The sequence below is a fragment of the Parviterribacter kavangonensis genome (assembly GCF_056863335.1).
This window is the reverse complement of sequence record NZ_JBXPJA010000002.1, coordinates 686,977-708,620: the sequence shown is the minus strand read 5'-3', so window position 1 is coordinate 708,620 and position 21,644 is coordinate 686,977. Positions and strand designations below refer to the sequence as shown.

The 21,644-nt window shown below is 72.6% G+C and carries 17 protein-coding genes; 3 read left to right on the top strand and 14 right to left on the bottom strand.

Translation table 11 applies throughout. The features are described 5' to 3' along the window. Positions 1–27 precede the first annotated feature (27 nt). From AC1UE4_RS19195 to AC1UE4_RS19165, 7 genes are all read right to left on the bottom strand, one after another. The gene (locus AC1UE4_RS19195; protein ID WP_482918916.1) at positions 28–3,906 is read right to left on the bottom strand and encodes a hypothetical protein; all 3,879 of its coding nucleotides are present in this window, start codon (positions 3,904–3,906) and stop codon (positions 28–30) included. A 142-nt stretch (positions 3,907–4,048) separates the two neighbouring features. Continuing rightward, entirely contained in the window at positions 4,049–5,113 is a 1,065-nt protein-coding gene (locus AC1UE4_RS19190; RefSeq protein WP_482918915.1) for a bifunctional phosphoglucose/phosphomannose isomerase, read from the bottom strand. Next, the gene (locus AC1UE4_RS19185; RefSeq protein ID WP_482918914.1) at positions 5,113–6,216 is read right to left on the bottom strand and encodes a nucleotidyltransferase family protein; all 1,104 of its coding nucleotides are present in this window, start codon (positions 6,214–6,216) and stop codon (positions 5,113–5,115) included. Before AC1UE4_RS19185 ends, AC1UE4_RS19190 begins: the two co-directional genes overlap by 1 nt. Before the next feature lie 5 nt (positions 6,217–6,221). Then, a complete protein-coding gene (locus tag AC1UE4_RS19180) occupies positions 6,222–7,574 on the bottom strand; it encodes a UDP-glucose dehydrogenase family protein (protein WP_482918913.1) in 1,353 nt (450 codons plus the stop codon). 32 nt (positions 7,575–7,606) lie between these two features. Further along, entirely contained in the window at positions 7,607–9,133 is a 1,527-nt protein-coding gene (locus tag AC1UE4_RS19175; protein ID WP_482918912.1) for an LCP family protein, read from the bottom strand. Further along, positions 9,130–10,611, bottom strand: a complete 1,482-nt coding sequence (locus tag AC1UE4_RS19170) for an LCP family protein (RefSeq protein WP_482918911.1) — start codon at positions 10,609–10,611, stop codon at positions 9,130–9,132. The genes AC1UE4_RS19175 and AC1UE4_RS19170 overlap by 4 nt, the downstream gene beginning before the upstream one ends. Further along, positions 10,608–11,744 carry a M20 family metallopeptidase gene (locus tag AC1UE4_RS19165; RefSeq protein ID WP_482918910.1) on the bottom strand — a complete coding sequence of 379 codons (1,137 nt, stop codon included), beginning with the start codon at positions 11,742–11,744 and terminating at the stop codon, positions 10,608–10,610. Before AC1UE4_RS19165 ends, AC1UE4_RS19170 begins: the two co-directional genes overlap by 4 nt. Positions 11,745–11,796: 52 nt before the next feature. On the opposite strand from AC1UE4_RS19165, the gene AC1UE4_RS19160 reads away from it, so the two are divergent. Together AC1UE4_RS19160 and AC1UE4_RS19155 are read left to right on the top strand one after the other, a co-directional pair. After that, positions 11,797–12,762 (top strand): isoaspartyl peptidase/L-asparaginase family protein, encoded by a 966-nt coding sequence (locus AC1UE4_RS19160; protein ID WP_482918909.1) that lies wholly within the window; start codon positions 11,797–11,799, stop codon positions 12,760–12,762. A 65-nt stretch (positions 12,763–12,827) separates the two neighbouring features. Continuing rightward, positions 12,828–13,454 carry a TVP38/TMEM64 family protein gene (locus tag AC1UE4_RS19155; protein WP_482918908.1) on the top strand — a complete coding sequence of 209 codons (627 nt, stop codon included), beginning with the start codon at positions 12,828–12,830 and terminating at the stop codon, positions 13,452–13,454. On the opposite strand, the gene AC1UE4_RS19150 is transcribed toward AC1UE4_RS19155, so the two are convergent. Then, positions 13,411–14,517 (bottom strand): PLP-dependent transferase, encoded by a 1,107-nt coding sequence (locus tag AC1UE4_RS19150; RefSeq protein WP_482918907.1) that lies wholly within the window; start codon positions 14,515–14,517, stop codon positions 13,411–13,413. The genes AC1UE4_RS19155 and AC1UE4_RS19150 overlap by 44 nt on opposite strands. Continuing rightward, on the bottom strand, positions 14,514–15,902 hold the full coding sequence (locus AC1UE4_RS19145) for a cystathionine beta-synthase (RefSeq protein ID WP_482918906.1): 1,389 nt from the start codon (positions 15,900–15,902) through the stop codon (positions 14,514–14,516). The genes AC1UE4_RS19150 and AC1UE4_RS19145 overlap by 4 nt, the downstream gene beginning before the upstream one ends. Before the next feature lie 71 nt (positions 15,903–15,973). On the opposite strand from AC1UE4_RS19145, the gene AC1UE4_RS19140 reads away from it, so the two are divergent. Beyond that, entirely contained in the window at positions 15,974–16,459 is a 486-nt protein-coding gene (locus tag AC1UE4_RS19140) for an Lrp/AsnC family transcriptional regulator (protein WP_482918905.1), read from the top strand. 67 nt (positions 16,460–16,526) lie between these two features. Here the strand turns inward: AC1UE4_RS19140 and AC1UE4_RS19135 are convergent, their stop codons facing one another. From AC1UE4_RS19135 to atpA, 5 genes are all read right to left on the bottom strand, one after another. Continuing rightward, on the bottom strand, positions 16,527–16,946 hold the full coding sequence (locus AC1UE4_RS19135; protein ID WP_482918904.1) for a hypothetical protein: 420 nt from the start codon (positions 16,944–16,946) through the stop codon (positions 16,527–16,529). Positions 16,947–17,146: 200 nt separating this feature from the next. Continuing rightward, entirely contained in the window at positions 17,147–17,581 is a 435-nt protein-coding gene (gene atpC, locus AC1UE4_RS19130) for an ATP synthase F1 subunit epsilon (RefSeq protein ID WP_482918903.1), read from the bottom strand. A 2-nt stretch (positions 17,582–17,583) separates the two neighbouring features. Further along, complete coding sequence (gene atpD, locus AC1UE4_RS19125; protein ID WP_482918902.1) at positions 17,584–19,026, bottom strand: F0F1 ATP synthase subunit beta; 1,443 nt, start codon at positions 19,024–19,026, stop codon at positions 17,584–17,586. Positions 19,027–19,035: 9 nt separating this feature from the next. After that, positions 19,036–19,947, bottom strand: coding sequence for an ATP synthase F1 subunit gamma (gene atpG / locus AC1UE4_RS19120; RefSeq protein ID WP_482918901.1), 912 nt, complete (start codon positions 19,945–19,947; stop codon positions 19,036–19,038). Beyond that, on the bottom strand, positions 19,947–21,611 hold the full coding sequence (gene atpA / locus AC1UE4_RS19115) for a F0F1 ATP synthase subunit alpha (RefSeq protein WP_482918900.1): 1,665 nt from the start codon (positions 21,609–21,611) through the stop codon (positions 19,947–19,949). The genes atpG and atpA overlap by 1 nt, the downstream gene beginning before the upstream one ends. Between the last annotated feature and the right edge of the window lie 33 nt (positions 21,612–21,644).

Here is a 21,644-nt window from a genome sequence, read left to right as displayed (position 1 = left end):
CGGCGAAGACGAGTCTTCGGAGGCGGCCTAGCGGTGGATGCTCTCGCAGCCGATGAGGAAGTCGTCCTTGTCGGCGTAGGCGACGTCGCGGCCAGTGCCGCAGTCGACGATGTCGCGGCCGCCTCCGAGCGCGTAGACGACGTCGTTGCCGTCGCCGCCGACGACGCGGTCGCGGCCGAGGCCGGGACGGACGCGGTCGTTGCCGGGACCGCCGCGCAGGACGTCGTCGCCGGTCTCCCCCTGCAGGTAGTCGTCGCCGTCGCCGCCCTCGGCGAGATCGGGGCCGCCGCTGCCGTAGAGCGTGTCCTTGCCGGCGCCGCCGAAGAGCTGGTCGGGGCCGTGGTTGTCGGGCAGGTAGTCGCCCCAGATGAGGTCGTCGCCGACACCGCCGAAGAGCAGGTCGGACCCCGCGCCGCCGAGCAGCTTGTCGTTGCGGCCCGTGCCGAAGCGGATCGAGCCCTCGTCCGGCGTGATGATGACGAGGCCGAGGTTCGGGTCGACCGGCGCGGGCTTGCCCTCCGCGACGTGCTCGCAGCCGACCACGTCGCCGCGCTTGATGACCGCGAGGTCGGCGGCGCCGCCGGGCATCGCCTTCGGATCGATGAGGAGCGTGTCGTTGCCGGGGCCGCAGTCGACGCTCTTGTCGCTGCCGCCGTCGGTGATGTCGACGACGTCGTCGCCGGGGCCGCCCTTCACGACGTCGCCGCCCGTGCCGCCCAGCACCCGGTCGTTGCCGGCGCCGCCGTCGACCGTGTCGGGTCCCGAGCCGCCGTCGACCACGTCGTCGCCGAGGCCGCCGTGGACCTCGTCGAGCGCCTCGTCGGCGTTGAGCCTGTCGTTGCCGGCCCCGCCGTCCAGCTTGTCCATCCCGTAGCCGCCGCTCGCGGTGTCGTCGTCGGCGCCGCCGAGCAGCGTGTCGCCGCCGGACCCGCCGGAGAGCGCATCCTTGCCCGCGCCGCCGTCGAGGCGGTCCGGGCCGGTCGCGCCGCTCAGCGCGTCGTCGCCGGCGCCGCCGGCGATCCGGTCGGCGCCCTCGTCGCCGCGCAGCACGTCGCGGCCGGAGCCGCCGTCCATCCGGTCGGGGCCGGTGTTGCCCTCCGCGCTGTCGTTGCCGGCGCCGGCCGAGATCGTGTCGGGGCCGCGGCCGCCGAGGATCGTGTCGTCGCCGAACCCGCCGAGCAGGAGGTCGATCCCGCTGCCGCCCTTGATGCGGTCGTTGCCGGCGCCTCCGTCCACGCGGTCGTTGCCGGTGCCGCCGAGGAGCACGTCGTTGCCGCCGTGGCCGAAGACGCGATCGCGGCCGCCGAGCGCGTTGATGTGGTCCGCGGTCGCGCCGCCGGACCGGCGCTCGTGCCGGATCAGCCGAGAGGCGGGAGAGGCGGCGCGCGCGGTGGGACCCGCCCCCTTCGCCGCGGCGGCGATGGCCTTCGGCGAAGAGCCGTTGTTGGAGGCGGCGTGCGCCTTCGGCGAGGCGCCGTTCTTCGAGGCGGCGCGGGCCTTCGTGCTGGTCGTGCCCGGCGAGCCGATCGGGAGGACCGCGGCGCGGAGGATCGTCTTGCAGCCGGTGACGGTGTCGGTGATGTTGGCCGAGACGCTGTCGGCGGCGTCGCAGCGGACGACGTCTCGCTCGTTGTCGAAGGCGCCGATCGCGTCGGTGCCGGGGCCGCCGGTGACGTCGTCGGCGCCGGCACCCGCGAAGACCGCGTCGTCGCCCGCGCCGCCGTCGATGCGGTCGCGGCCGGCTCCGCCGCTCAGCGCGTTGGGAGCGGGGCTACCGATCAGGACGTCGTCGCCGGCGCCGGCGAGCACGTCCTCGACGTCGGGCTCGACGTCGTCGCCCTCGCCCGTCGCTCCGTCGTCCGTGCGCCCGTCGAGGCTGATGCGCAGGGGCTCGGTGCGCGACGCGTAGTCGGCGACGTCGCGGCCGGCGCCGCCGGCGAGGCGGTCGGGACCGCCGGCGCCCCCGAGGAGGTCGTCGCCGGGGCCGCCGTCGAGCGCGTTCGCGGCGCCGTCGCCGGTCAGGGTGTCGTCGCCGGACCCGCCGATGACGTTCTCGACGTCGGCACGGTCCTTGTCCTCGGCGGTGCCGTCGTTGCCGTCCGCGGCGCCGTCGAGCACGACGCTCACCGCGGTCGTGCTCGCGCCGTAGTCCGCGGTGTCGCTGCCGTCGCCGCCGATGAGGCGGTCCGCGCCCGCGCCGCCCGCGAGGACATCGTCGCCCGCACCGCCGTCGAGCGTCTCGTCGCCCGCTCCGCCGGTGAGGCGATCGCCGGCCGCGCCGCCGGTCACGCTCTCCACGTCCGCGCCGACCCGGTCGCCCTCCCCCGCCTCGCCGTCGTCGGCGCGGTCGTCGAGGGAGACGCGGACGGGCGCGGTTCGCGCGACGTAGTCGGCGCGGTCCTTGCCCGTCCCGCCGTCGAGGACGTCGGCGCCCGCGCCGCCGTCCAGCACGTCGTCGAGCTCGTCGCCGGCGAGCGCGTCGTCGCCCTCGCCGCCACGCAGGTCGTCGTAGCCGTTGCCGCCGCTCAGCCGGTCGGCGCCGGAGCCGCCCTCGAGGCGGTCCTCGTTGTCGCCCGCCGTCAGCGTGTCGCCCCCGTCGCCGCCGGTCAGCACGTCGTTGCCGGCCGCGCCGTCGAGCGCGTCGCCGCCGTCGCCGCCCGCCAGCGCGTCGTTGCCCACGCCGCCGCTCAGCGTGTCGTCGCCGCCCTGACCGTCCAGCCCGTCGTTGCCGCCGAGGCCGAGCAGCACGTCGTTCCCGGCGGCGCCGTACAGCGCGTTCGTCCCCGCGGTGCCCGTCAACCGGTCGTCGCCGCTGCCGCCCAGCACGTTCTCGGCGTTCGTCGCCGTGTCGCCCTCGCCGGCCTCGCCGTCGTCGTTCTTGCCCGCCGACAGGGTCACGGTCAGCGCGGCGGAGCGCCCGCCGTAGTCGATCGTGTCCGTGCCGCTGCCCCCGTCGAGCGTGTCCGCGCCGGCGGCGCCGTCGAGCACGTCGTCGCCGCCGCCGCCCGCGAGCCAGTCCGCACCCGGACCGCCGATCAGCCGGTCCGCGGCCACGCCGCCGCCGAGGCCCTCCATGTCCGCCTCGATGACGTCGCCCTCGCCGGAGGCGCCGCTCGCCGGCGTGCCGTCGTTCGCGAGGCGAACCGGGACGGTGCGGCTGCCGTAGACCGCGTCGTCCTGGCCGGGGCCGCCGCTCAGCCGGTCGGCGCCGAGGCCGCCGTCGAGCTTGTCGTCGCCGGCGCCGCCCACGAGCGACTCCGCCGCCGCCGACCCGGTCAGCCTGTCGCTGAAGCCCGAGCCCTCGATCCGCTCGATGCCGGCGCCGACGTTGTCGAGCTCGTTGTAGACGCCGTCGTTCGCGGCCCCGTCGACCGAGACGGTGACGCCCGCGGTCGCCGCCGCGTAGGAGAGGACGTCTGCGCCGGGCCCGCCGGTGAAGACGTCGCGGCCGGAGCCGGTGACGAACGTCGCGCCGCCCGCGCCCGCGATGAAGGTGTCGTTCCCGGCGTCGTTGCCGAGCGTCGCGAGGCCGCCGCCGCCCGTGATGCGATCGGTGCCGGAGCCGTCCAGCACGGTCACCGGGACGGCCACATCGGCGCCGATCGCGACGGTGTCGTTCTGGTCGCCCGCACGGATCTCGATGCGATCGGGCAGCGGGCAGGCCACCCGCCGGGCAACGCCGGACACCGCGACGCACGCCGCGCCGTTGGTCGTCACCGCGTCGTCGAGCGTGAGCCCGCCGTCCGCGGCGGCGTCGACGACGATCGCGTTGCGCTCGAACGTCGCGGCCTGGAGGGTCAGCACGCCATCGGCGAGCGTCACGGTGGACGCCGACGCCGGCGCGGCGAAGAGCAGCAGCAGGAAGAGGGCGGCGAGCGCCGGGAGGGACGGGCGGCGAGCAGGCATGGGGACGGTGCGGCCGGGGAGCCGCACCCCGGTTCATCGGCACCTCACCCACTCGGATGAACCCCCGCCCGCAGCGCTGACGCGCCAGGGTGACTGCGGTTCAGTGCGACGCATGCATGGGGTCAGACCCCATGCATGCGGCCTAGCGCTCGGCGAGCTCGCGCTTGAGGCGATCGAGCACCGTCACCGGCGCCGGGTCGATCCCGCGCAGGATCGCCACGTACACCGAGACGAGATCGCCGAGCAGCACGAGCGAGAACACGCGCTCGACCGGGTTGCGCCCCTGCGTCTCGATGCGGAAGCTCGCGACGGCGTTCGGCTCCACCAGCCAGTCGGTCAGCTCGATCCGCGCACGGACGCGCGGGTGCAGGTCGGCGTCGTCGAGGAAGATCGCCGAGAACGGGCCGAGGTCGCCGATGCCCTCCCAGGCGACGATCTCGTTGTGGTCGAGCTCGGGCAGCTCGTGCGAGAAGGCCGGCAGCTTCGCGTTCTCGTTGAGCTGCGTCTTCCAGCGGTACGCGATCGGCGCCGTCAGGCCTGCGCCCGCGATGACCGGGATCGAGCCCTGGATCGCGCGCGCGATCTGCTTGGGAAGCACGTCGTCGGCGCCCTCGGGGCCCCAGTCGCGCGCGAGCGTCTCGACGTGCGACGCGGCGACGTCGACCTCGGAGGTCATGCGCGAGCCGCACCCGCACAGCGCCGCGACCTCCAGCGTCGCGACGGTCAGGTAGGCGACCGCGCTGCGCGGCTGGAACCCGCCCGGGATCGGGATGACCGGGACGCCGTCCTCGCGGGCCTGCGCGGCGAGCTTGCCGCCGCTCGTCACGACGACGCGGCGCGCGCCGACGAAGCCGGCGGCCTCGTAGCAGGCGAGCGTCTCCTCGGTGTTCCCCGAGTACGACGCGCAGAGGACGGTGGTGTCGGGCGTCGCCCACGGCGGCAGCCCGTAGCCGCGCACGACCGCGATCGGCCGCGACGCGTGGTCGCCGAGCACCGCGCGCGCGAGCCCGCCGCCGATGGCCGAGCCGCCCATGCCGGCGACGATGAGGCCGCCCGGCGAGTCCCAGCCCTCCATGAGCCCCGACGCGCTCTCGACGCGCCAGAGCGCGTCGCGCAGGTGGTCGGCGATCGAGAGCACGTCGGCCAGGAGGCCGGTCCGGTCGACTGCCGAGATCGCCTCGGCGCTGAGACTGCCGGCCTCGCTCATCAGAAGCGCACTCCTCCATCCGGGATCTCGACGTGCGGGAACACCTTGACGCCCCGCGTGAGGAGGTTGTCGGCGCCGATCGTGACGCCCTCGCCGAGCACCGCGCCGCCGTTGACGACCGTCCGCGCTCCGACCCGCGCGCCGGCCGCGACGATGCAGTCCTGCAGCACGCAGTCGTCGCCGATCTCGGCGCCCTGCAGGACGACCGACCGCTCGATCCGCGCGTTCCGCCCGATCCGCACGCCGTCACCGAGGACGACGAGCGATCCGACCCTGGCCCCCTCACCGATCGTGCACGCTCGCTCCACCACCGCGGGGGGCACGATGCGGCCCTGCGACTTCACGTCGCCGGCCACCGCCGTGTACGTCTTCCCCAGCCGATCGGTCACTGCCGTGTGCACGTTGCCCTCGATGATGTCGAACGTGGCCTGCAGGTAGCGGTCCGGTGTCCCGATGTCGAGCCAGTACGCATGCTCGTGCGGGAACCCGTGCAGGCCGTCGCCGACGAGCCGCGGCCAGATCTCGCGCTCGATCGAGACGTTCTTGTCGGGCGGGATCATGTCGACGATCTCGCGCTCCAGCACGTACGCGCCCGCGCTGATCAGGTTCGTGTCGATCTGGTCGGCGGGGGGCTTCTCGACGAACTCCTTGACCGTCCCGTCGCCGTTGAGGCGCACGAGGCCGAACGAGCTCGGGTCGGCGACCGGGACGAGCGCGAGCGTCCCCTTGGCGCCGGTGCGCTCGTGCTGCTCGAGCTGGGCCGTCAGGTCCATGTCGGTCAGCGTGTCGCCGTTGAGCATGAGGAAGCGCTCGTCGAGCACGGACTCCGCGTACTTGAGCGCGCCGGCGGTGCCGCGCGGCTCCGGCTCCTCGAGGTAGCGGATGCGCAGGCCGTACGCCGACCCGTCGCCGAGCACGTTGCGCAGCGCGGTCGCGAGGTAGCCCATCGAGAAGACGACGTCGTCGACGCCGTGGCGGCGCAGCCACTCGAGCATGAACGCCATCAGCGGGCGGTCGACGAGCGGGACGACCGGCTTCGGGACGGTCGAGGTCAGCGGCCGCAGGCGGGTCCCCTCCCCGCCGACGAGGATGACGGCCTGCACGGCGCCTAGCCGGGGCCCGCGCCGAGCGAGGCGGGCGCCGCCTCGGCGGCGGGATCGGCGCTGGCGCCGCGGCCCACGCCCTCGTAGCGCAGCCCGGCGGCGGTGACGGCGGCGCCGTCGAGCGCGTTCCGGCCGTCGATGAGCACGTTCCCGCGCATGGCGGTGGCGACCTCGCCCCAGTCCAGCTCGCGGAACTGCGGCCACTCGGTCACGAGCACGACGGCGTCGGCGCCGCGCACGCAGGAGAGCGCGTCGTCGGCGAAGTCGACGCCGTGCATGAGCTTGCGCGCCTCCTCCTCGGCGATCGGGTCGAACGCGACGACCTCGGCGCCCTCGCCCTGCAGCCGGCCGGCGAGCACGAGCGAGGACGCCTCGCGCATGTCGTCGGTGTTCGGCTTGAACGCAAGGCCGAGCAGCGCGATGCGCTTGCCGGTCAGCGCGCCGAGCGCGCGCTTGAGCTTGCCGATCACGCGGCGCTTCTGCAGCTCGTTGACCTCGATGACCGAGGAGAGCAGCTGGAAGTGGTAGCCCGAGTTGCCGGCGAGCTGCTTGAGCGCGCTGACGTCCTTCGGGAAGCACGAGCCGCCGAAGCCGATCCCGGCCTGCAGGAACTTCGGGCCGATCCGGTCGTCCAGGCCCATGCCTTTCGCGACCTCGACGACGTCGGCGCCGGTCTCCTCGCAGACGTTGGCGATCTCGTTGATGAAGGAGATCTTCGTGGCCAGGAAGGCGTTCGAGGCGAGCTTGACCATCTCCGCGCTGGCGATGTCGGTGCGGACCAGCTCGGCCTCGCCCAGCAGCGGGCTGTACAGCTCGACGACCGCCTCGCCCGCCCAGTCGCCGTCGTCGCCGACGACCACGCGGTCGGGGTCCAGGAAGTCCTTGACCGCCGAGCCCTCCTTCAGGAACTCGGGGCACGACACGTAGCGGAAGCCCGACCGGCCGGTCTCGGCGAAGCGGCGCTTGATGTCGCGGCCGGTGCCGACCGGGACGGTCGACTTCATGATGAGCGCGTAGTCGCCCTCGGAGGGCATCGCGTCGACGACCGCGTACACCGCGCTGAGATCGGCGTCGCCGGAGTACGTCGGCGGGGTGCCGACGGCGACGAAGAGCAGCCGGGCGTGCTCGAGCGCGTCGGCGATGTCGGTCGAGAAGTGCAGGCGGCCGCGGTGGCGCTCCACCAGCTCCTCGAGGCCGGGCTCGTAGATGGGGATCTCGCCGCGCTCGAGGCGGGCCACCTTGTCGGCGTCGATGTCGATGCACCAGACGTCGTTGCCCAGCTCCGCGAAGCCGGCGGCCGTGACGAGGCCGACGTAGCCGGTGCCGATGACGCCGATGGGTTCACGAACGGTGCTCATGCGAGCGGGGGAGGTTAGTGGACGGCGGAGCGTCAGCCGCCGAGGCGCGACAGGGACCGGGCGATGCCGATCATCTGGCGGTTGGTCATCGACCGCAGGAGCGTGTTCGTGACCCAGTACGTCGCCCGCTTGGTCTTCCAGGCGACGAGCCGCAGCCGGCTGCCGTCCGTGAAGAGCAGGAGCTTGCGGCCCTGGACCGTCTGCGTCGCGGACGGGCTGCGGACGATCGGCGGGTCCTTCCAGTCCGTGCCCTCGATCCCGTAGTACTCGCCGAGGCCCGGCGCCTCGACCGTCATCCGGTAGGCGCGGTGGAGCTTCTTGTCGCCGTCGCGGACGGAGTACGTGCGCGGGGCGGTCGACGAGAAGCCGTCGTAGAAGCGACCGCCGCGGATGATCGCCTTCGGGAAGTAGACGGGGAACTTCAGCTTCGGCGCCGCGATGACCGCCTGGTCCTCCGCGGCGGTGCCGGCCGGCACGAGGCCCGGCGCCAGGCCGCTCGAGCTGCCCTTCGCGCCCTTCTTGCCGCGGTTCGCGCGCGGCTTGGTCGTGCCCTTGCTGCCCTGCGACGCCTGTGCGTTCTCGAACTCCTGGCGCACGCGGCGCAGGTTGTCGTCGCTGATCGTCACGTACGTGTCGCCCAGGTCCGCGCGGAACTTCACGCGGCGCAGCGGATTGCGCGAGGACTCGTACGTCAGCTTGAGCAGCCGCAGGACCGCCGCCGACGAGCGGATGTCGGTGTCGGTGTACTTGCCGAACAGGCGCAGCAGGCGCTTGCGATTCGAGAAGAGCTCCCCGATCCCGGTCTGGTCCTTGGCCATGCCGAGGAAGTGCTGCTGGCGCGCGCCGCGGACGATGTCCGTGTCGAGGTGGCGGAAGCGCACGAAGTCGAGCGCGTCCTGGCCGCACATCTTCTGGTAGCCCGGCTTGAGGTCGATCGCCGCGTACCGCGTCGGGCTGGCGACCGGGGGCTTGTTGTCGTTGAAGTAGCGCCGGTCGACGTCGATGTAGAAGCAGCCGAGCGCGTTGACGGCCTTCTCGAACGCGCCGAAGTTGATGTTCACGACGTGGTTGATCGAGAACGGCTTGCCGTTCGCGCGCTCCATCAGCTGCTTGACCTTGCGGACGGTCGCGCGGGGGCCGCCGATCGAGTAGGCGGCGTTGATCTTGTCCTCGTAGACGCCGTTCGGGCCCTGGTAGGAGACCTTTAGGTCGCGCGGGATGTTGAGGATCGCCGTCGCGTCCTTCGACGAGTCGAGGCGGACGAGGATGATCGTGTCGGAGCGCGGCTTGATGCCCGCGGCCTTGTCGGCGAACCGCCGGTCGGAGCCGAGCACGAGGATCGTCTGCGGCTTCCCGCCGTCGACGTCATCCAGGACGTCCTCGACGCCCCTGATCGGCGTGTTCTCCTCGAGGAACGCGTTGAGCGAGTCGTCGACCTCGAGCAGCACCGCGGTCGCCGACCCGGCGGCGGTCAGGAAGACGATCGCGACCATGGCCGCGAGGAAGCGCTTCCACATGCTCCACGCGAGGCGCGGAGGGTCTTCGTGGAAGGCGCTCACTTCGTCGTGAGCGACGCCGCGAGGGCGAGCATCTGGTCGTTGTCGAGCCGGAGGTTCAACGTGTTGCTGATCCAGTAGGCGGCAGCGCTGGTCCGCCAGGCTACGAGGCGCAGCCGACGTCCGGCCCGGAAGAGCTCGAGCGTGCGGCCGTTGACCACCCGTCGCTCGCTCGGTTCGGCGAGCAGCGGCGGGGTGCGCCAGGTCGTCCCCTGGACACCGTAGTACTGGCCCTCGACGGCGTTCTCCACCACCACGAGCCGGTACGCGCGCTGCAGCGTGCCGCTGCGGTCGCGGATCGCGTACGTGCGCACCCCGCCGCCGCGCTGGTCGTAGTGCCCGTCGGGGGTCAGGTACGCCGGGAAGCGGACGAGGAAGTGCGCCTTCCGCTTGATGCCGGCGGTGAACGCGCGGCCGGCCGAGCGGGCCGCGACGAGGTCGGCGTCCTCGGCGAGCTGCTTGGGCTTGCGCTTGACGGTCGTGCGCGGCTTGGCCTTCTGCTTGCCGCCGCCGTGGAGGAACTTGTCGACGGTGGCGGCGATCTGCTCCTGCGTCGCCTCGACGTACGAGCCGGTCTCCGTGTCGGCGAAGGTCGCCGGGAAGGTGAGCTGGCGGATCGGCTTGCCCGCCGCGCCGAGAGCCAGGCGCGACAGGCGGATGAAGCCGCCTACGGTCCGTAGGTCCTTGTCGCTCTGGGCCGAGCGCCAGAACGCGCGCGCGAGCTTCTTGCGGTCGTCGATGAGCGAGCTCGTCGAGACCTGGTCCTTCGCCGCGCGGAGGAAGTCCTGCTGGCGGGCGGCCCGCACGAGGTCGTTGTCGCTGTGGCGGAAGCGGACGTAGTCGAGCGCCTTGGCGCCGCACAGCTGCTGGTAGCCCGCCTTGATGTCGATCGCCGCGTAGCGCTGGCCGATCGGGACGCCGACGTTGGAGTGGTAGTAGCGGCGGTCGACGTCGACGTAGAAGCAGTCGAACAGGTTCACGACGCCGCGGAAGCCCTTGAAGTTCACGTTCAGGACGTGGTTGATCTTCAGTCCCGTCAGCGTCTTGACGACCTCGGTGGCGAGCTTCGGGCCGCCCTCGGCGTAGGCATCGTTGATCTTCGTGGAGCCGACGCCGGGGACCGGGACACGCAGGTCGCGCGGGATCGAGAGGACGGTGGTCGCATCCTGCTTGGGATCGATCCGGACGAGCATCATCGTGTCCGACCGGGCGGGCTCGTCGTCGCCGTCGGCCCAGCGGTGGTCGGAGCCGAGCAGCAGCAGCGTCTGCGGCTTGTCGGGCTTCGTCGGCTCGGTCGGGACCTTGATCGGCTCGAGGATCGTCGGGTCGCCCTCGTCGGGGAGCAGGTCCTTGATCTCCATGAGCCCCGCCGTCGCGCTCGCGCCGGCGGTCAGGAGGACGATGAGGAGGGCCGCCGCGAACGAGCGCAGCAGCATGCGCCGGCCGGGCCGCTCGGGCGGCCCGTCCAGCCCTTGGGTCACGCCAGCCCGCCCTCGACGGCGCGCAGGCCCTGCTCGCCGGGCGCCGCGAGACGATCCGGCAGGTTCGTGATGAAGTCGCCGAGCGCCTGGCGGTAGCGGGTCAGCGAGGACACCGAGACCCACTCGTCGGGGCCGTGGTGGCCGGCGCCGACGGGCCCGAACTCAACGGCGGGGATGCCCGCCTCGAGGAACGTGATCGCGTCCGACGCGCCGTCACGCCCGACGCTCATCGTCTCGCCGCCCGTGTACTTGCCGACCGCGGCGCGCAACGCCAGCACGTACGGGTTCGTGCGCGGGACGACGGCCGGCGGCCAGGTCGCGCACCGGACGATCTCCGTGTCGGGCAGCGCGCGGATCTGGGCGAGGATCGCCCCCGGGTCCTGGCCGGGCAGGTAGCGGATGTCGACGTCCATCTCGCAGCGGTCGGGCACCTTGTTGAACGCGTCGCCGCCGTTGATCCGCGCGAGGTTGATGCTCGGGCGGTCGAAGAGGTCGCTCGACTCGCGGGAGAACGGCAGGGTCTCGATCCGCCGGAACGCGTCGTGCGCCTTCAGGATCGCGTTGTCGCCGAGCCACGGCGTCGAGCCGTGCGCGGCCGTCCCGCTCACCTGGACGCGCACCGCGAGGACGCCCTTGGCCTGGACGCCGATGTGGAGGTCGGTCGGCTCCCCCGTGATCGCGAAGTCGCCCTGCACCTTGCCCTCGCGAACCACCTCGTCGATCGAGTGCGCCTCGACGTCCTCGGACTCCTCGTCGGGGACGCAGACGAAGCGGACGCGCACGCGGTCCTGGGACGCGGCGTCGTGGACGGCGCAGATCATCGCCGCCAGGCCGCCCTTCATGTCGTAGGCGCCGCGGCCGATGAGGCGGTCGCCCTCGATGCGCGGCTGGAACTGCTCCGGATGCGCCGGGACGACGTCGAGGTGGCCGTGGAGGATGACCGTCGGAGCGTCGCGATCGGGCGGCGCGCCCACCTCGGCCATGAGGATCGGGAGGCCGTCGAAGTCGTGCTCGGAGACGTCGATGTCGCGCGCGTCGAGCCACCCCTTGACGAACTGCGCCGCTCCGCGGATGCCGTCCACCGTCGACGTGTCGGCGGCGATCAACCGCTCCGCGAGCACCCGTTCGTCCATCCGGCCGAGTCTAGTTGCGGTGCCCCGGCCGCCCGTGCGGTACATCTTCCCGATGGCCGTCATCGCGATCCACGGGGGCGCCGGGGCCTGGCGGCGCGACAACGAGGCCGAGGTCCTGGAGGCGCTGCGCGACGCGCTGCGCGCCGGCGCCGCGATCCTCGAGCGGCGCGGGCGCGCGCTCGACGCGGTGCAGGCCGCCGTCGAGTCGCTGGAGGACGCGCCGTGGTTCAACTCCGGCCGTGGCGCGGTGGCGACCGCCGACGGGACGGTCGAGCTGGACGCGGCGATCATGGACGGCACGGGCCGCCGCGCCGGCGCGTGCGCGGCGGTCACGCGGCTGCGCCATCCGGTCGCTCTGGCCCGCACGGTGCTCGACGGGACGCCGCACGTGCTGATGGTCGGGCCGGGTGCGGAACGGCTGGCCGACGAGGCGGGGCTCGAGCGTGTCGACGACGAGTGGTTCGCGCGGGCCGCCGAGCTGAGCGGGCCGGAGGCGATCCCGCCGGGCGACGGCGCCGCGGCGCGGCAGGCCGCGATGGCCGCCGCCGGCGACTGGAACCGGCCGCCCGCCGACCTCATTCCCTTCGACCAGGCCGAGACCGTCGGCGCCGTGGCGCTCGACTTCGCCGGCCACCTCGCCGCCGCGACGTCGACGGGCGGCATGCGCGGCCAGCTGCCCGGCCGCGTCGGCGACGCCCCGCTGCCCGGCGCCGGGACCTACGCCGAGGACGGCGTCTGCGCGGTGTCCGGCACCGGCGACGGCGAGGCGTTCATCACCGCGTTCGCCGCCCACGAGGTCGCCGCGATGCTCCGCCACACCGAGCTCGGGATCGAGGAGTGCTGCCGCCTCGTGCTCCGCGGCCGCGTCGGCGGGACCGGAGGCCTCATCGGCGTCACGCCGCGCGGCACCGTCGCGATGCCGTTCACGACGCCCGCGATGGCCCGCGGCGTCCTGCGCGTGCGCACCGGCGAAGAGCCCTGGGTGGCCGTCGGCCCCGGCGACCCGCCGGCCTCCTGACGTCGCCCGACCTCGTTCGCCGCGCGCGAAGGCGCGCGGTCCTCCGCCTCCTGGCGCTCGTTGCCGTGGGGGCGGCGGCGTTCGCGGCGTTCTGGGTCTTCGACCTGATCGACGCGGATGAGGTGCGCGACTGGCTGGAAGGGCTCGGGTGGGTGGCGGTGCCGGCGTTCGTCGTCGTCGGGGCGCTGCTGGGTCTCGCGCTGGTGCCGGGGCCGGTGCTGGCCGCGACGAGCGGGTTGCTCTTCGGCGTGGGCGTCGGGACGGTGGTCACGCTCTGCTCGGCGGTGCTGAGCGCGGTGCTCGGCGTGCTCCTCGGCCGGCGCGCGGCGGCCGCGGACGTCGAGGCGCTCGCCGGCGACCGGATGAAGGGTCTCGCCGAGCTCGCGCGCCGTCACGCCTTCGAGGCCGTGGCCGTCCAGCGGCTCGCGCCGGGGATCCCGGATGCGCCGGCGACCTACCTCTTCGGCGCGCTGCGCCTGCGCGTCGCGCCCGTCGCGCTCGGCACCCTCCTCGGCACCGCACCGCGCGCGTTCTCCTACACGGCGCTCGGCGCCTCGCTGGACGAGCCGGGCTCGCCGCTCGCCTGGATCGGCCTCGCGGGCGTCGTGATCAGCGCGGTCCTGGGCGCGGCGGTCGCCCGCCGCACGTTCACCGTGCGCCGAGCGACGTCGCGCGGTCTGCCGCGCGGCTGAAGGCCTCGCGGAGGTCGGCGACGAGATCGGCGGCTGCCTCGACGCCGCAGCTCAGCCGGACGAGGTCGGCGGGGACCGCCGCGTCGGAGCCTTCGACGGACTGGTGGGTCATCGCCTGCGGGACCTCGATGAGCGACTCGACGCCGCCGAGCGACTCGGCGAGCGTGAAGATCGACGTCGACGAGGCGATCGCGACCGCGTCGGGGTGGCGGAACGACACCATGCCGCCGAAGTTCGGCCAGCGAACGTCCTCGACGCCCTCGGCGCCGCGCAGGAAGTCCGCGACGGCCCGGGCGTTCTCGGTGTGCGCGGCGACGCGGAGGTGCAGCGTCCGCAGCCCGCGGTGGACGAGGAAGCAGTCGAACGGCCCCGGTACGGCGCCGACGCTGTTCTGGACGAAGCGGACCTGCTCGTGCAGCGCGGCGTCGCGGACGACGACGGCGCCGCCGACGGTGTCGGAGTGCCCGCCGAGGTACTTCGTCGTCGAGTGCACGACGGCGTCGGCGCCCAGCTCGAGCGGTCGCTGGACCGCCGGCGTCGCGAACGTGTTGTCCACGGCGACGAGCGCGCGGCCGCCGACGACGCGGACGACCTCGGCGACGTCGATGACGTTCAGCAGCGGGTTCGTCGGCGTCTCGACCCACACGACCCTCGTCTCCGGCCGCAGCGCCGCCGCGACGTTCGCGGGATCGGTCTGGTCGACGAGGTCGTAGGCGAGCCCGAACCGGCTCAGCACCTTGTCGACGAGCCGGTACGTCCCCCCGTAGAGGTCGTTCGGGAGGATCACGTGCGCACCGGCGTCCGTCGCCGCGGTCAGCAGCGCGTGGGTCGCGGCCATGCCGCTCGAGAACGCCGAGCCGTGGCCGCCCTCGAGCTCGCCGAGCGCCCGCTCGAGTGCCGCGCGCGTCGGGTTCGCCGACCGCGAGTAGTCGAAGTCCTCGACGAACTCGCCCGGCGCCGGCTGCGCGTACGTCGACGTCTGGTGGATCGCCGGGATGACCGACCCGTACGACGGATCCGGCTCCAGCCCCGCGTGGACGGCCCGCGTCGCGAACTCCGTCATCGGGCGAGCGCCTCGAGCAGGTCGGCGCGCGTCACGATCCCCGTCGCCCGCCCGTCGACCGTGACGAGCAGCGCCTGCCGGTCGCCCGTGAGCAGCGCGACCGCCTCGGTCACCGCGTCGTCCGCGGAGACGGCGGGGAACGGCGGCTCCATGACGTGCACGACCTCCTCGCCCAGGACGTTCGCGTCCGCGACCGCGTGCTTGAGCAGCCCCGTCTCGCTGACCGACCCGACCATCGTGTGCGGGTCGTGCGCGCTGACGACCGGCAGCTGCGAGACGCGGTGCTCGTGCAGCAGCGCGACGGCATCGCGCACGCGGCTGTGCGTCTCGACCGCGACGAGCGGCGGCGGCGCGCCGTCGCCCTTGCCGCGCAGGACGTCGCCGACGGTCTCGTCGGTCGTCCGGTCGAGGAAGCCGTACTGCGTCATCCAGGTGTCGCTGAAGATCTTCGAGAGGTAGCTGCGCCCGCCGTCGGGGAGGATGACGGCCACGAGCGCGTTCGGGTCGTCGATCTCCGCCGCGACCGCCAGCGCGGCGTGCACGGCCAGCCCGCCCGAGCCGCCCGCGAGGATCCCCTCCTCCAGCGCCAGCCGGCGCGTGGTGAGGAACGCGTCGCGGTCGGACACCGTCACCCAGCGGTCGACGATCGAGCGGTCGAACGTCTCCGGCCAGAAGTCCTCGCCAACGCCCTCGACGAGGTACGGGTGCACGTCGTCGCTGGAGTAGATCGAGCCCACGGGGTCCGCGCCGACGATCTGGATCGCCGGGTTGCGCTCCTTGAGGTACCGGCCCGTGCCGGTGACCGTGCCGCCGGTGCCGACGCCCACCACGAGGTGCGTGATGCGCCCGCCGGTCTGCTCCCACAGCTCGGGCCCGGTGCTCGCGTAGTGCGAGGCCGGGTTGGCCTGGTTGAAGTACTGGTTCGGCTGGAACGCGCCCGGGATCTCCTCCGTGAGCCGGTCCGCGACGCGGTAGTACGACTGCGGCGAGTCGGGCGCGACGTCGGTCGGAGCGACGACGACCTCGGCGCCGTAGGCGCGCAGGAGGTCGATCTTCTCCTTCGACATCTTGTCCGGCATGACCGCGATGACGCGGTAGCCCTTCAGACGAGCGGCGATGGCCAGGCCCGTGCCGGTGTTGCCGGACGTCGGCTCGATGATCGTGCCGCCGGGCTGCAGCTTGCCGTCGCGCTCGGCCGCCTCGATCAGCGCGACCGCGACGCGGTCCTTGATCGAGCCGCCGGGGTTGAGCGCCTCGACCTTCGCGACGAGCTGCGGCGTCAGCCCCGCGCCCATGCGCGACAGCCGGACGAGCGGGGTGTCGCCGATGGCGTCGAGGATCGAGTCCTTGATGACCGTGTCGGTGTGGGTGGCTAGGGGCGTCATGACCGTCGGAGTGTGCCACGTGTTCGGCATCTCCACCACAGGGCCGAACATCTGGTCTAGGATCGCGATCAATGCCGAACATGGTTCAGCTCGACGCGCTCGACCTGCGGATCCTCGAACTTCTGAGCGTGGACGCGCGCCTGCCCAACAACCAGCTCGCCGAGCGGGTCGGCGTGGCGCCCTCGACGTGCCTCGCGCGCGTCCGCGCGCTGCGGGAGTCCGGCGTGCTGCGGGGCTTCCACGCCGAGATCGATCTCGCCGCCCTCGGCCGGCCGCTGCAGGCGATGATCGCCGTGCGGCTGACCGCGCACGCCCGCGCCGAGATCGAGGACTTCACCGCCACGGTGCGCGGGCTGCCCGGCGTCCTCTCGGTCTTCCACATGACCGGGGTGACCGACTACCTCATCTGGGTCGCCGCCGGCGACATGCACGAGCTGCGCGAGTTCGTCGTCGACCACCTCGCCACGCACTCCGCGGTCGCGCACGCGGAGACGTCGCTCATCTACGAGCACCGCCGCGGGCCCGGGATATGGGGAGCCGCGGACCCAGCTCACTAGTGCGCCGCGTCCGCGGCTCCCCATGGTCCCCCCACCCGCCGCCGACCCGGCCCACTGACGGGCGAGCTCAGTGAGGGTGGTCGTGCGGGTGGTCGTGCGGGTGGTCGTGCGAGTGCCCGTTCTCGTCGGCCTCCTGCAGCGTCTCGAGGAGGCTCAGCGCCAGCAGCTGGGCGCTCGTGCCCTCGACCTCGTCGTCGGACACCTGCCGCAGGTCGGGCGTGAAGGCGACGCCGACCTCGACCTCCTCGCCGCCGTGGTCGGAGAACGTGATGACGGCCCGGCCGCCCGGGCCGGCGGCGCCGCCGGTGAGGTTCGCGTGCACGGTGGCGAGGACCTGCTCCACCTGCGCGCGCCAGTGCTCGCGCGCCTCCTCCTGCTCCTGCTCGGTCATCTGGCCGAGATGGCGGCCGTGGATGCGCTCCATGGCCGACAGGCCGGCCTGGATGGCGTCGTCGGACAGCAGCAGGTCGCTCGGGATCTGATCCATGGCCTCCACCCTAGGTCACGCCGCGTGGAAGCGGCCACGTTGGACCCCAACGGCGGATGCGACTGACGAGCGGTCGCCGGGCATGCTCCGGCCACGCCGACCGCTTCCGATGCCGCCGCACCGGTGGCCGCGTGGCTCACGGGAGGCCCAACGGGCCGGCCCGGCCCTCCTCCCCGGGCCGGCCCGTCCCGTGCCCCTTCCTACGAACGGCCGGCGGGGTCCTCGCCGCGGGCGACGCGGATGAACGCCTCCCAGCGCTTCTTCGCGCGGGCGGCGCGGCGGGCGGCCTCGGAGTCCTCCTCGGCGTCGGACAGCTCGTCCTCCGCCTCGCGCAGCTTGTTCTCGAGGTCGCTCACGTCGAGCTGATCGGGGTCGATCGCCTCCTCGACGAGCAGCAGCACGCCGTCGGGGGTGACCTGGACGTAGCCCTCGCCCTGGGCGAAGCGCGTCACGTCACCCCCGTCGGACTTGTAGAGCCGCAGCTCGGTGGGCTCGAGCAGACCCAGGAGCGGCTGGTGCCGCGCCAGGATGCCGATCGAGCCCACGCCCGTGCGCGTGGAGACCTGCGTGACCTCGTCGTTGAAGACCTCGCCCTCGGGGGTGAGGACCTCGACCTTGAAGGTCTCGTGGGCCACGCTCAGTCCTTCTTCGCCGCGGCGACGACGTCGTCGATGGTGCCCTTCAGGAGGAACGCCGACTCCGGCACGTCGTCGTGCTGGCCGTCGAGGATCTCCTTGAAGCCGCGGATCGTCTCCGCGATCGGCACGTACGTGCCCGGCGTGCCCGTGAAGGCCTCGGCGACGTGGAACGGCTGCGACAGGAAGCGCTCGATGCGCCGCGCGCGGCCGACGACGATGCGGTCCTCGTCGGAGAGCTCGTCGATGCCGAGGATCGCGATGATGTCCTGCAGCTCCTTGTAGCGCTGGAGGACCTCCTTGACTCGGTTCGCGACCGTGAAGTGCTCCTCGCCGAGGATGTCCGGCTTGAGGATCGTCGAGGTCGAATCGAGCGGGTCGACCGCCGGGTAGATGCCCTTCTCCGCGATCGAGCGCGAGAGCGTCGTGGTCGCGTTGAGGTGGGCGAACACCGAGGCGGGCGCCGGGTCGGTGAGGTCGTCCGCCGGGACGTAGATCGCCTGGATCGACGTGACCGAGCCCTTGCGCGTCGAGGTGATGCGCTCCTGCAGCTGGCCCATCTCCGTCTCCAGCGTCGGCTGGTAACCGACCTGCGACGGCATGCGGCCGAGCAGCGCGGACACCTCGGAGCCGGCCTGGACGAACCGGAAGATGTTGTCGATGAAGAGGAGCACGTCCTGGCCCTCGACGTCGCGGAAGTACTCCGCCATCGTCAGGCCGGTCAGGGCGACGCGCATGCGGGCCCCGGGCGGCTCGTTCATCTGGCCGAAGACGAGCATCGTCTTGTCGATGACGCCCGACTCCTTCATCTCGAGCCAGAGGTCGTTGCCCTCGCGGGAGCGCTCGCCCACGCCGCAGAAGGCCGACAGGCCGCCGTGCTCCTGGGCGAGGTTGTTGATGAGCTCCTGGATGAGGACCGTCTTGCCGACGCCGGCGCCGCCGAACAGGCCGACCTTGCCGCCCTTGGCGTAGGGCGCGAGGAGGTCGACGACCTTGATGCCGGTCTCGAACATCTCCGTCGTCGGCGTCAGGTTCTCGACCGTCGGGGCGTCGCGGTGGATCGGCCAGCGCTCCTCCGCCTCGACCGCGTCGCCGAGGTCGATCGGCTCGCCGAGCAGGTTGAAGATGCGGCCCAGCGTCGCCTTGCCGACGGGCACGCGGATCGAGTCGCCGGTGTCGACGACCTCCGTGCCGCGGCTGAGGCCGTCGGTGGTGTCCATCGCGACCGCGCGGATGCGCTCGTCGCCGAGGTGCTGCTGCACCTCGCACACCAGCGTGGCGTCGTTGCCTTCGGCGTCCTTGATGGCGACGGTGATGGCGTTGTTGATCTCGGGCAGCTGGTCGGGGAAGACCGCCTCGATGACGACGCCCTGGATCTCCTCGATCCGGCCGACGTTCCGGTCGCGGCCCTCGGTCTGCTGCTGCGGTTCGATGGTCGTGGCCATGTGGTTCTCCTAGCTCAGCGCGTTGGCGCCGGCAACGACTTCCATGATCTCCTGGGTGATCTCCGCCTGGCGGGCGCGGTTCATCTCCAGGGTGAGGTCCTCGATGATGGTCGAGGCGTTGTCCGAGGCCGAGCGCATCGCTGTCATGCGCGCGCCGTGCTCCGAAGCAGTCGATTCGAGCAGCGCGCGGTAGATCGAGATCTCCACGTACTGCGGCACCAGGCGGCCGAGGATGACCGAGGCGTCGGGCTCGTACTCGACGAGCGCGTGGTGACCGCTCTCGCCCTCGGCGCCTTCGTTGTCGCGCTCGTTGCCCTCGAGGATCGTCGCCTCCTGCAGCGGCAGCAGCGTCTCGCGGCGGACCTCCTGGGTCAGCGCCGACACGTAGCCGTTGTAGAAGATCTCGACACGGTCGACCTCGCCGTCCACGTAGGCGGAGGTGAGGTCGTCGGCGATCTCGCGGGCGTTGGCGTACGCGGGACGGTCCGTGAACCCGGTGTAGGCCCCGGCCGGCTCGCGCTTGCGGAACGTCAGCGTCGACACGCCGCGGCGGCCCGAGGCGTAGAAGACGACCTCACGGCCCTCCGACTCGTGCTCCGCCGCCGCGCGCAGGCCGGCGCGGATGATCTGCGAGTTGAACGCGCCCGCGAGGCCGCGGTCGCCCGTGACGAGCAACAGGGCGACCTTGTTCTCGGACTCGTGCTGCTGCAGCACCGGCAGGCCGGAGATCTCGCTGCCGGCCGCCTCGGCGGCCTGCCGCGTCATCCGCCGGATCGCACCCGCGTAGGGCCGGAGCGACGCGATGCGCTGCTCGGCCCTGCGCAGCCGGGCGGCGGCCACCATCTCCATCGCCCGGGTGATCTTCTGGATGTTCTTGACCGACCCGATGCGGTTCTTGACGTCCCGCTGACTTCCGGCCATTACGCGGGCTGCGCCTCCCGCTCGGACGACACCGCGCCGCCCTCGTCGCCGTTGTCGTCGCCGCCGGTCTCCTCGTCGGAGCGCGACGCGCCGTTCTCGCCGCGGACGTTGCCGCCGGCCGCGTCCTCGGACAGCGGCTGGCCGTCCTCGTCGAGGTCGTAGCCGAAGTCCTCGGTGTAGTCCTTGACGATCTTGTCGACGGACTCGACGGTCGAGTCCTCCCAGTCGCCGCCCGCGATCTTGTCGAGCAGCTCGGCGTTCTCGGAGCGCAGGCGCTGCTGCAGGCCCTCGTTGAACTCCTCGACGCGGTCGGTGCCGATCCGGTCGAGGTAGCCGTTGGTCGCGGCGTAGATGATGACCGCCTGCTCGGCGACCGGGATCGGCTGGCGCTCGTTCTGGTTCAGCGTGCGGACCAGGCGCTCCCCGCGGGCCAGCGTGCGCTGGGTGTCGGCGTCGAGGTCCGACCCGAACTGCGCGAACGCCTCGAGGTCGCGGAACTGGGACAGCTCGATCTTCAGGCGACCGGCGACCTTCTTCATCGGCTTGATCTGCGCGTTGCCGCCCACGCGGGACACCGAGATGCCCACGTTGATGGCCGGGCGCACGCCCGAGAGGAAGAGCTTCGACTCGAGGAAGATCTGCCCGTCGGTGATCGAGATGACGTTCGTCGGGATGTACGCCGACACGTCGCCCGCCTGCGTCTCGATGATCGGCAGCGCCGTCATCGACCCGCCGCCGAGGTCGTCGTTCAGCTTGACCGAGCGCTCGAGCAGGCGGCTGTGCAGGTAGAAGACGTCGCCCGGGTACGCCTCGCGGCCCGGCGGGCGCCGCAGCAGCAACGACATCTGGCGGTACGCGTACGCGTGCTTCGTCAGGTCGTCGTACACGCAGAGCGTGTGCTTGCCGTTGTAGAGGAAGTGCTCGGCCATCGCGGCGCCGGCGTACGGCGCCATGAACTTGATGGGCGCGGCCTCGTCGGCGCCGGCGGCCACGATGATCGTGCTGTCGAGCGCCCCGGCCTCCGACAGCGTCTCGGCGAGCGCCACGACCGTCGCCATCCGCTGACCGATCGCGACGTAGACCGAGATGACGTCCGAGTCCTTGTTGTTGATGATCGTGTCGATCGCGATCGCCGTCTTGCCGGTCTGGCGGTCGCCGATGATCAGCTCGCGCTGACCGCGGCCGATCGGGATCATCGCGTCGACGGCCTTCAGGCCGGTCTGCAGCGGCTCGGTCACCGGCTGGCGCTGGACGACGCCGGGCGCCTTGAACTCCGCCGGGCGCGTCTCGGTCGTCTCGATGTCGCCCTTGCCGTCGAGCGGGTTGCCGAGCGGGTCGACGATGCGGCCCAGCAGGGCCTCGCCGACGGGGATCTCGAGCAGGCGGCCGGTGCGCTTGACCGTGTCGCCCTCGACGACCCGGTCCCACTCGCCGAAGAGCACGACGCCGACGTTGTCGGACTCGAGGTTCAGGGCGAGCCCCGTCACGTCGTGCGGGAACGTGAGCATCTCGAAGGACTCGCAGTTCTCGAGGCCGTGGACGCGCGCGATGCCGTCCGCGACCGAGAGGACCGTGCCGACCTCGGTGAGCTCGGCCTGCTGGTCGTCGAGCCCCTGGATGCGGCTCTTGAGGATCGAGGTGATCTCGTCGGGCTTGATCTGCATTGAAAAGCGGTTCCTTTAGGTCGCCCTGGAACG

Bases quoted from the DNA above. Each gene is read 5' to 3' on its own strand.
- AC1UE4_RS19140 (WP_482918905.1), top strand. From the start codon at position 15,974: ATGCCGAACATGGTTCAGCTCGACGCGCTCGACCTGCGGATCCTCGAA.
- AC1UE4_RS19160 (WP_482918909.1), top strand. From the start codon at position 11,797: ATGGCCGTCATCGCGATCCACGGGGGCGCCGGGGCCTGGCGGCGCGAC.
- AC1UE4_RS19165 (WP_482918910.1), bottom strand. From the start codon at position 11,744: ATGGACGAACGGGTGCTCGCGGAGCGGTTGATCGCCGCCGACACGTCG.
- atpD (WP_482918902.1), bottom strand. From the start codon at position 19,026: ATGGCCACGACCATCGAACCGCAGCAGCAGACCGAGGGCCGCGACCGG.
- AC1UE4_RS19135 (WP_482918904.1), bottom strand. From the start codon at position 16,946: ATGGATCAGATCCCGAGCGACCTGCTGCTGTCCGACGACGCCATCCAG.
- AC1UE4_RS19190 (WP_482918915.1), bottom strand. From the start codon at position 5,113: ATGAGCGAGGCCGGCAGTCTCAGCGCCGAGGCGATCTCGGCAGTCGAC.
- AC1UE4_RS19180 (WP_482918913.1), bottom strand. From the start codon at position 7,574: ATGAGCACCGTTCGTGAACCCATCGGCGTCATCGGCACCGGCTACGTC.
- AC1UE4_RS19150 (WP_482918907.1), bottom strand. From the start codon at position 14,517: ATGACGGAGTTCGCGACGCGGGCCGTCCACGCGGGGCTGGAGCCGGAT.
- atpA (WP_482918900.1), bottom strand. From the start codon at position 21,611: ATGCAGATCAAGCCCGACGAGATCACCTCGATCCTCAAGAGCCGCATC.
- AC1UE4_RS19145 (WP_482918906.1), bottom strand. From the start codon at position 15,902: ATGACGCCCCTAGCCACCCACACCGACACGGTCATCAAGGACTCGATC.
- AC1UE4_RS19195 (WP_482918916.1), bottom strand. From the start codon at position 3,906: ATGCCTGCTCGCCGCCCGTCCCTCCCGGCGCTCGCCGCCCTCTTCCTG.
- atpG (WP_482918901.1), bottom strand. From the start codon at position 19,947: ATGGCCGGAAGTCAGCGGGACGTCAAGAACCGCATCGGGTCGGTCAAG.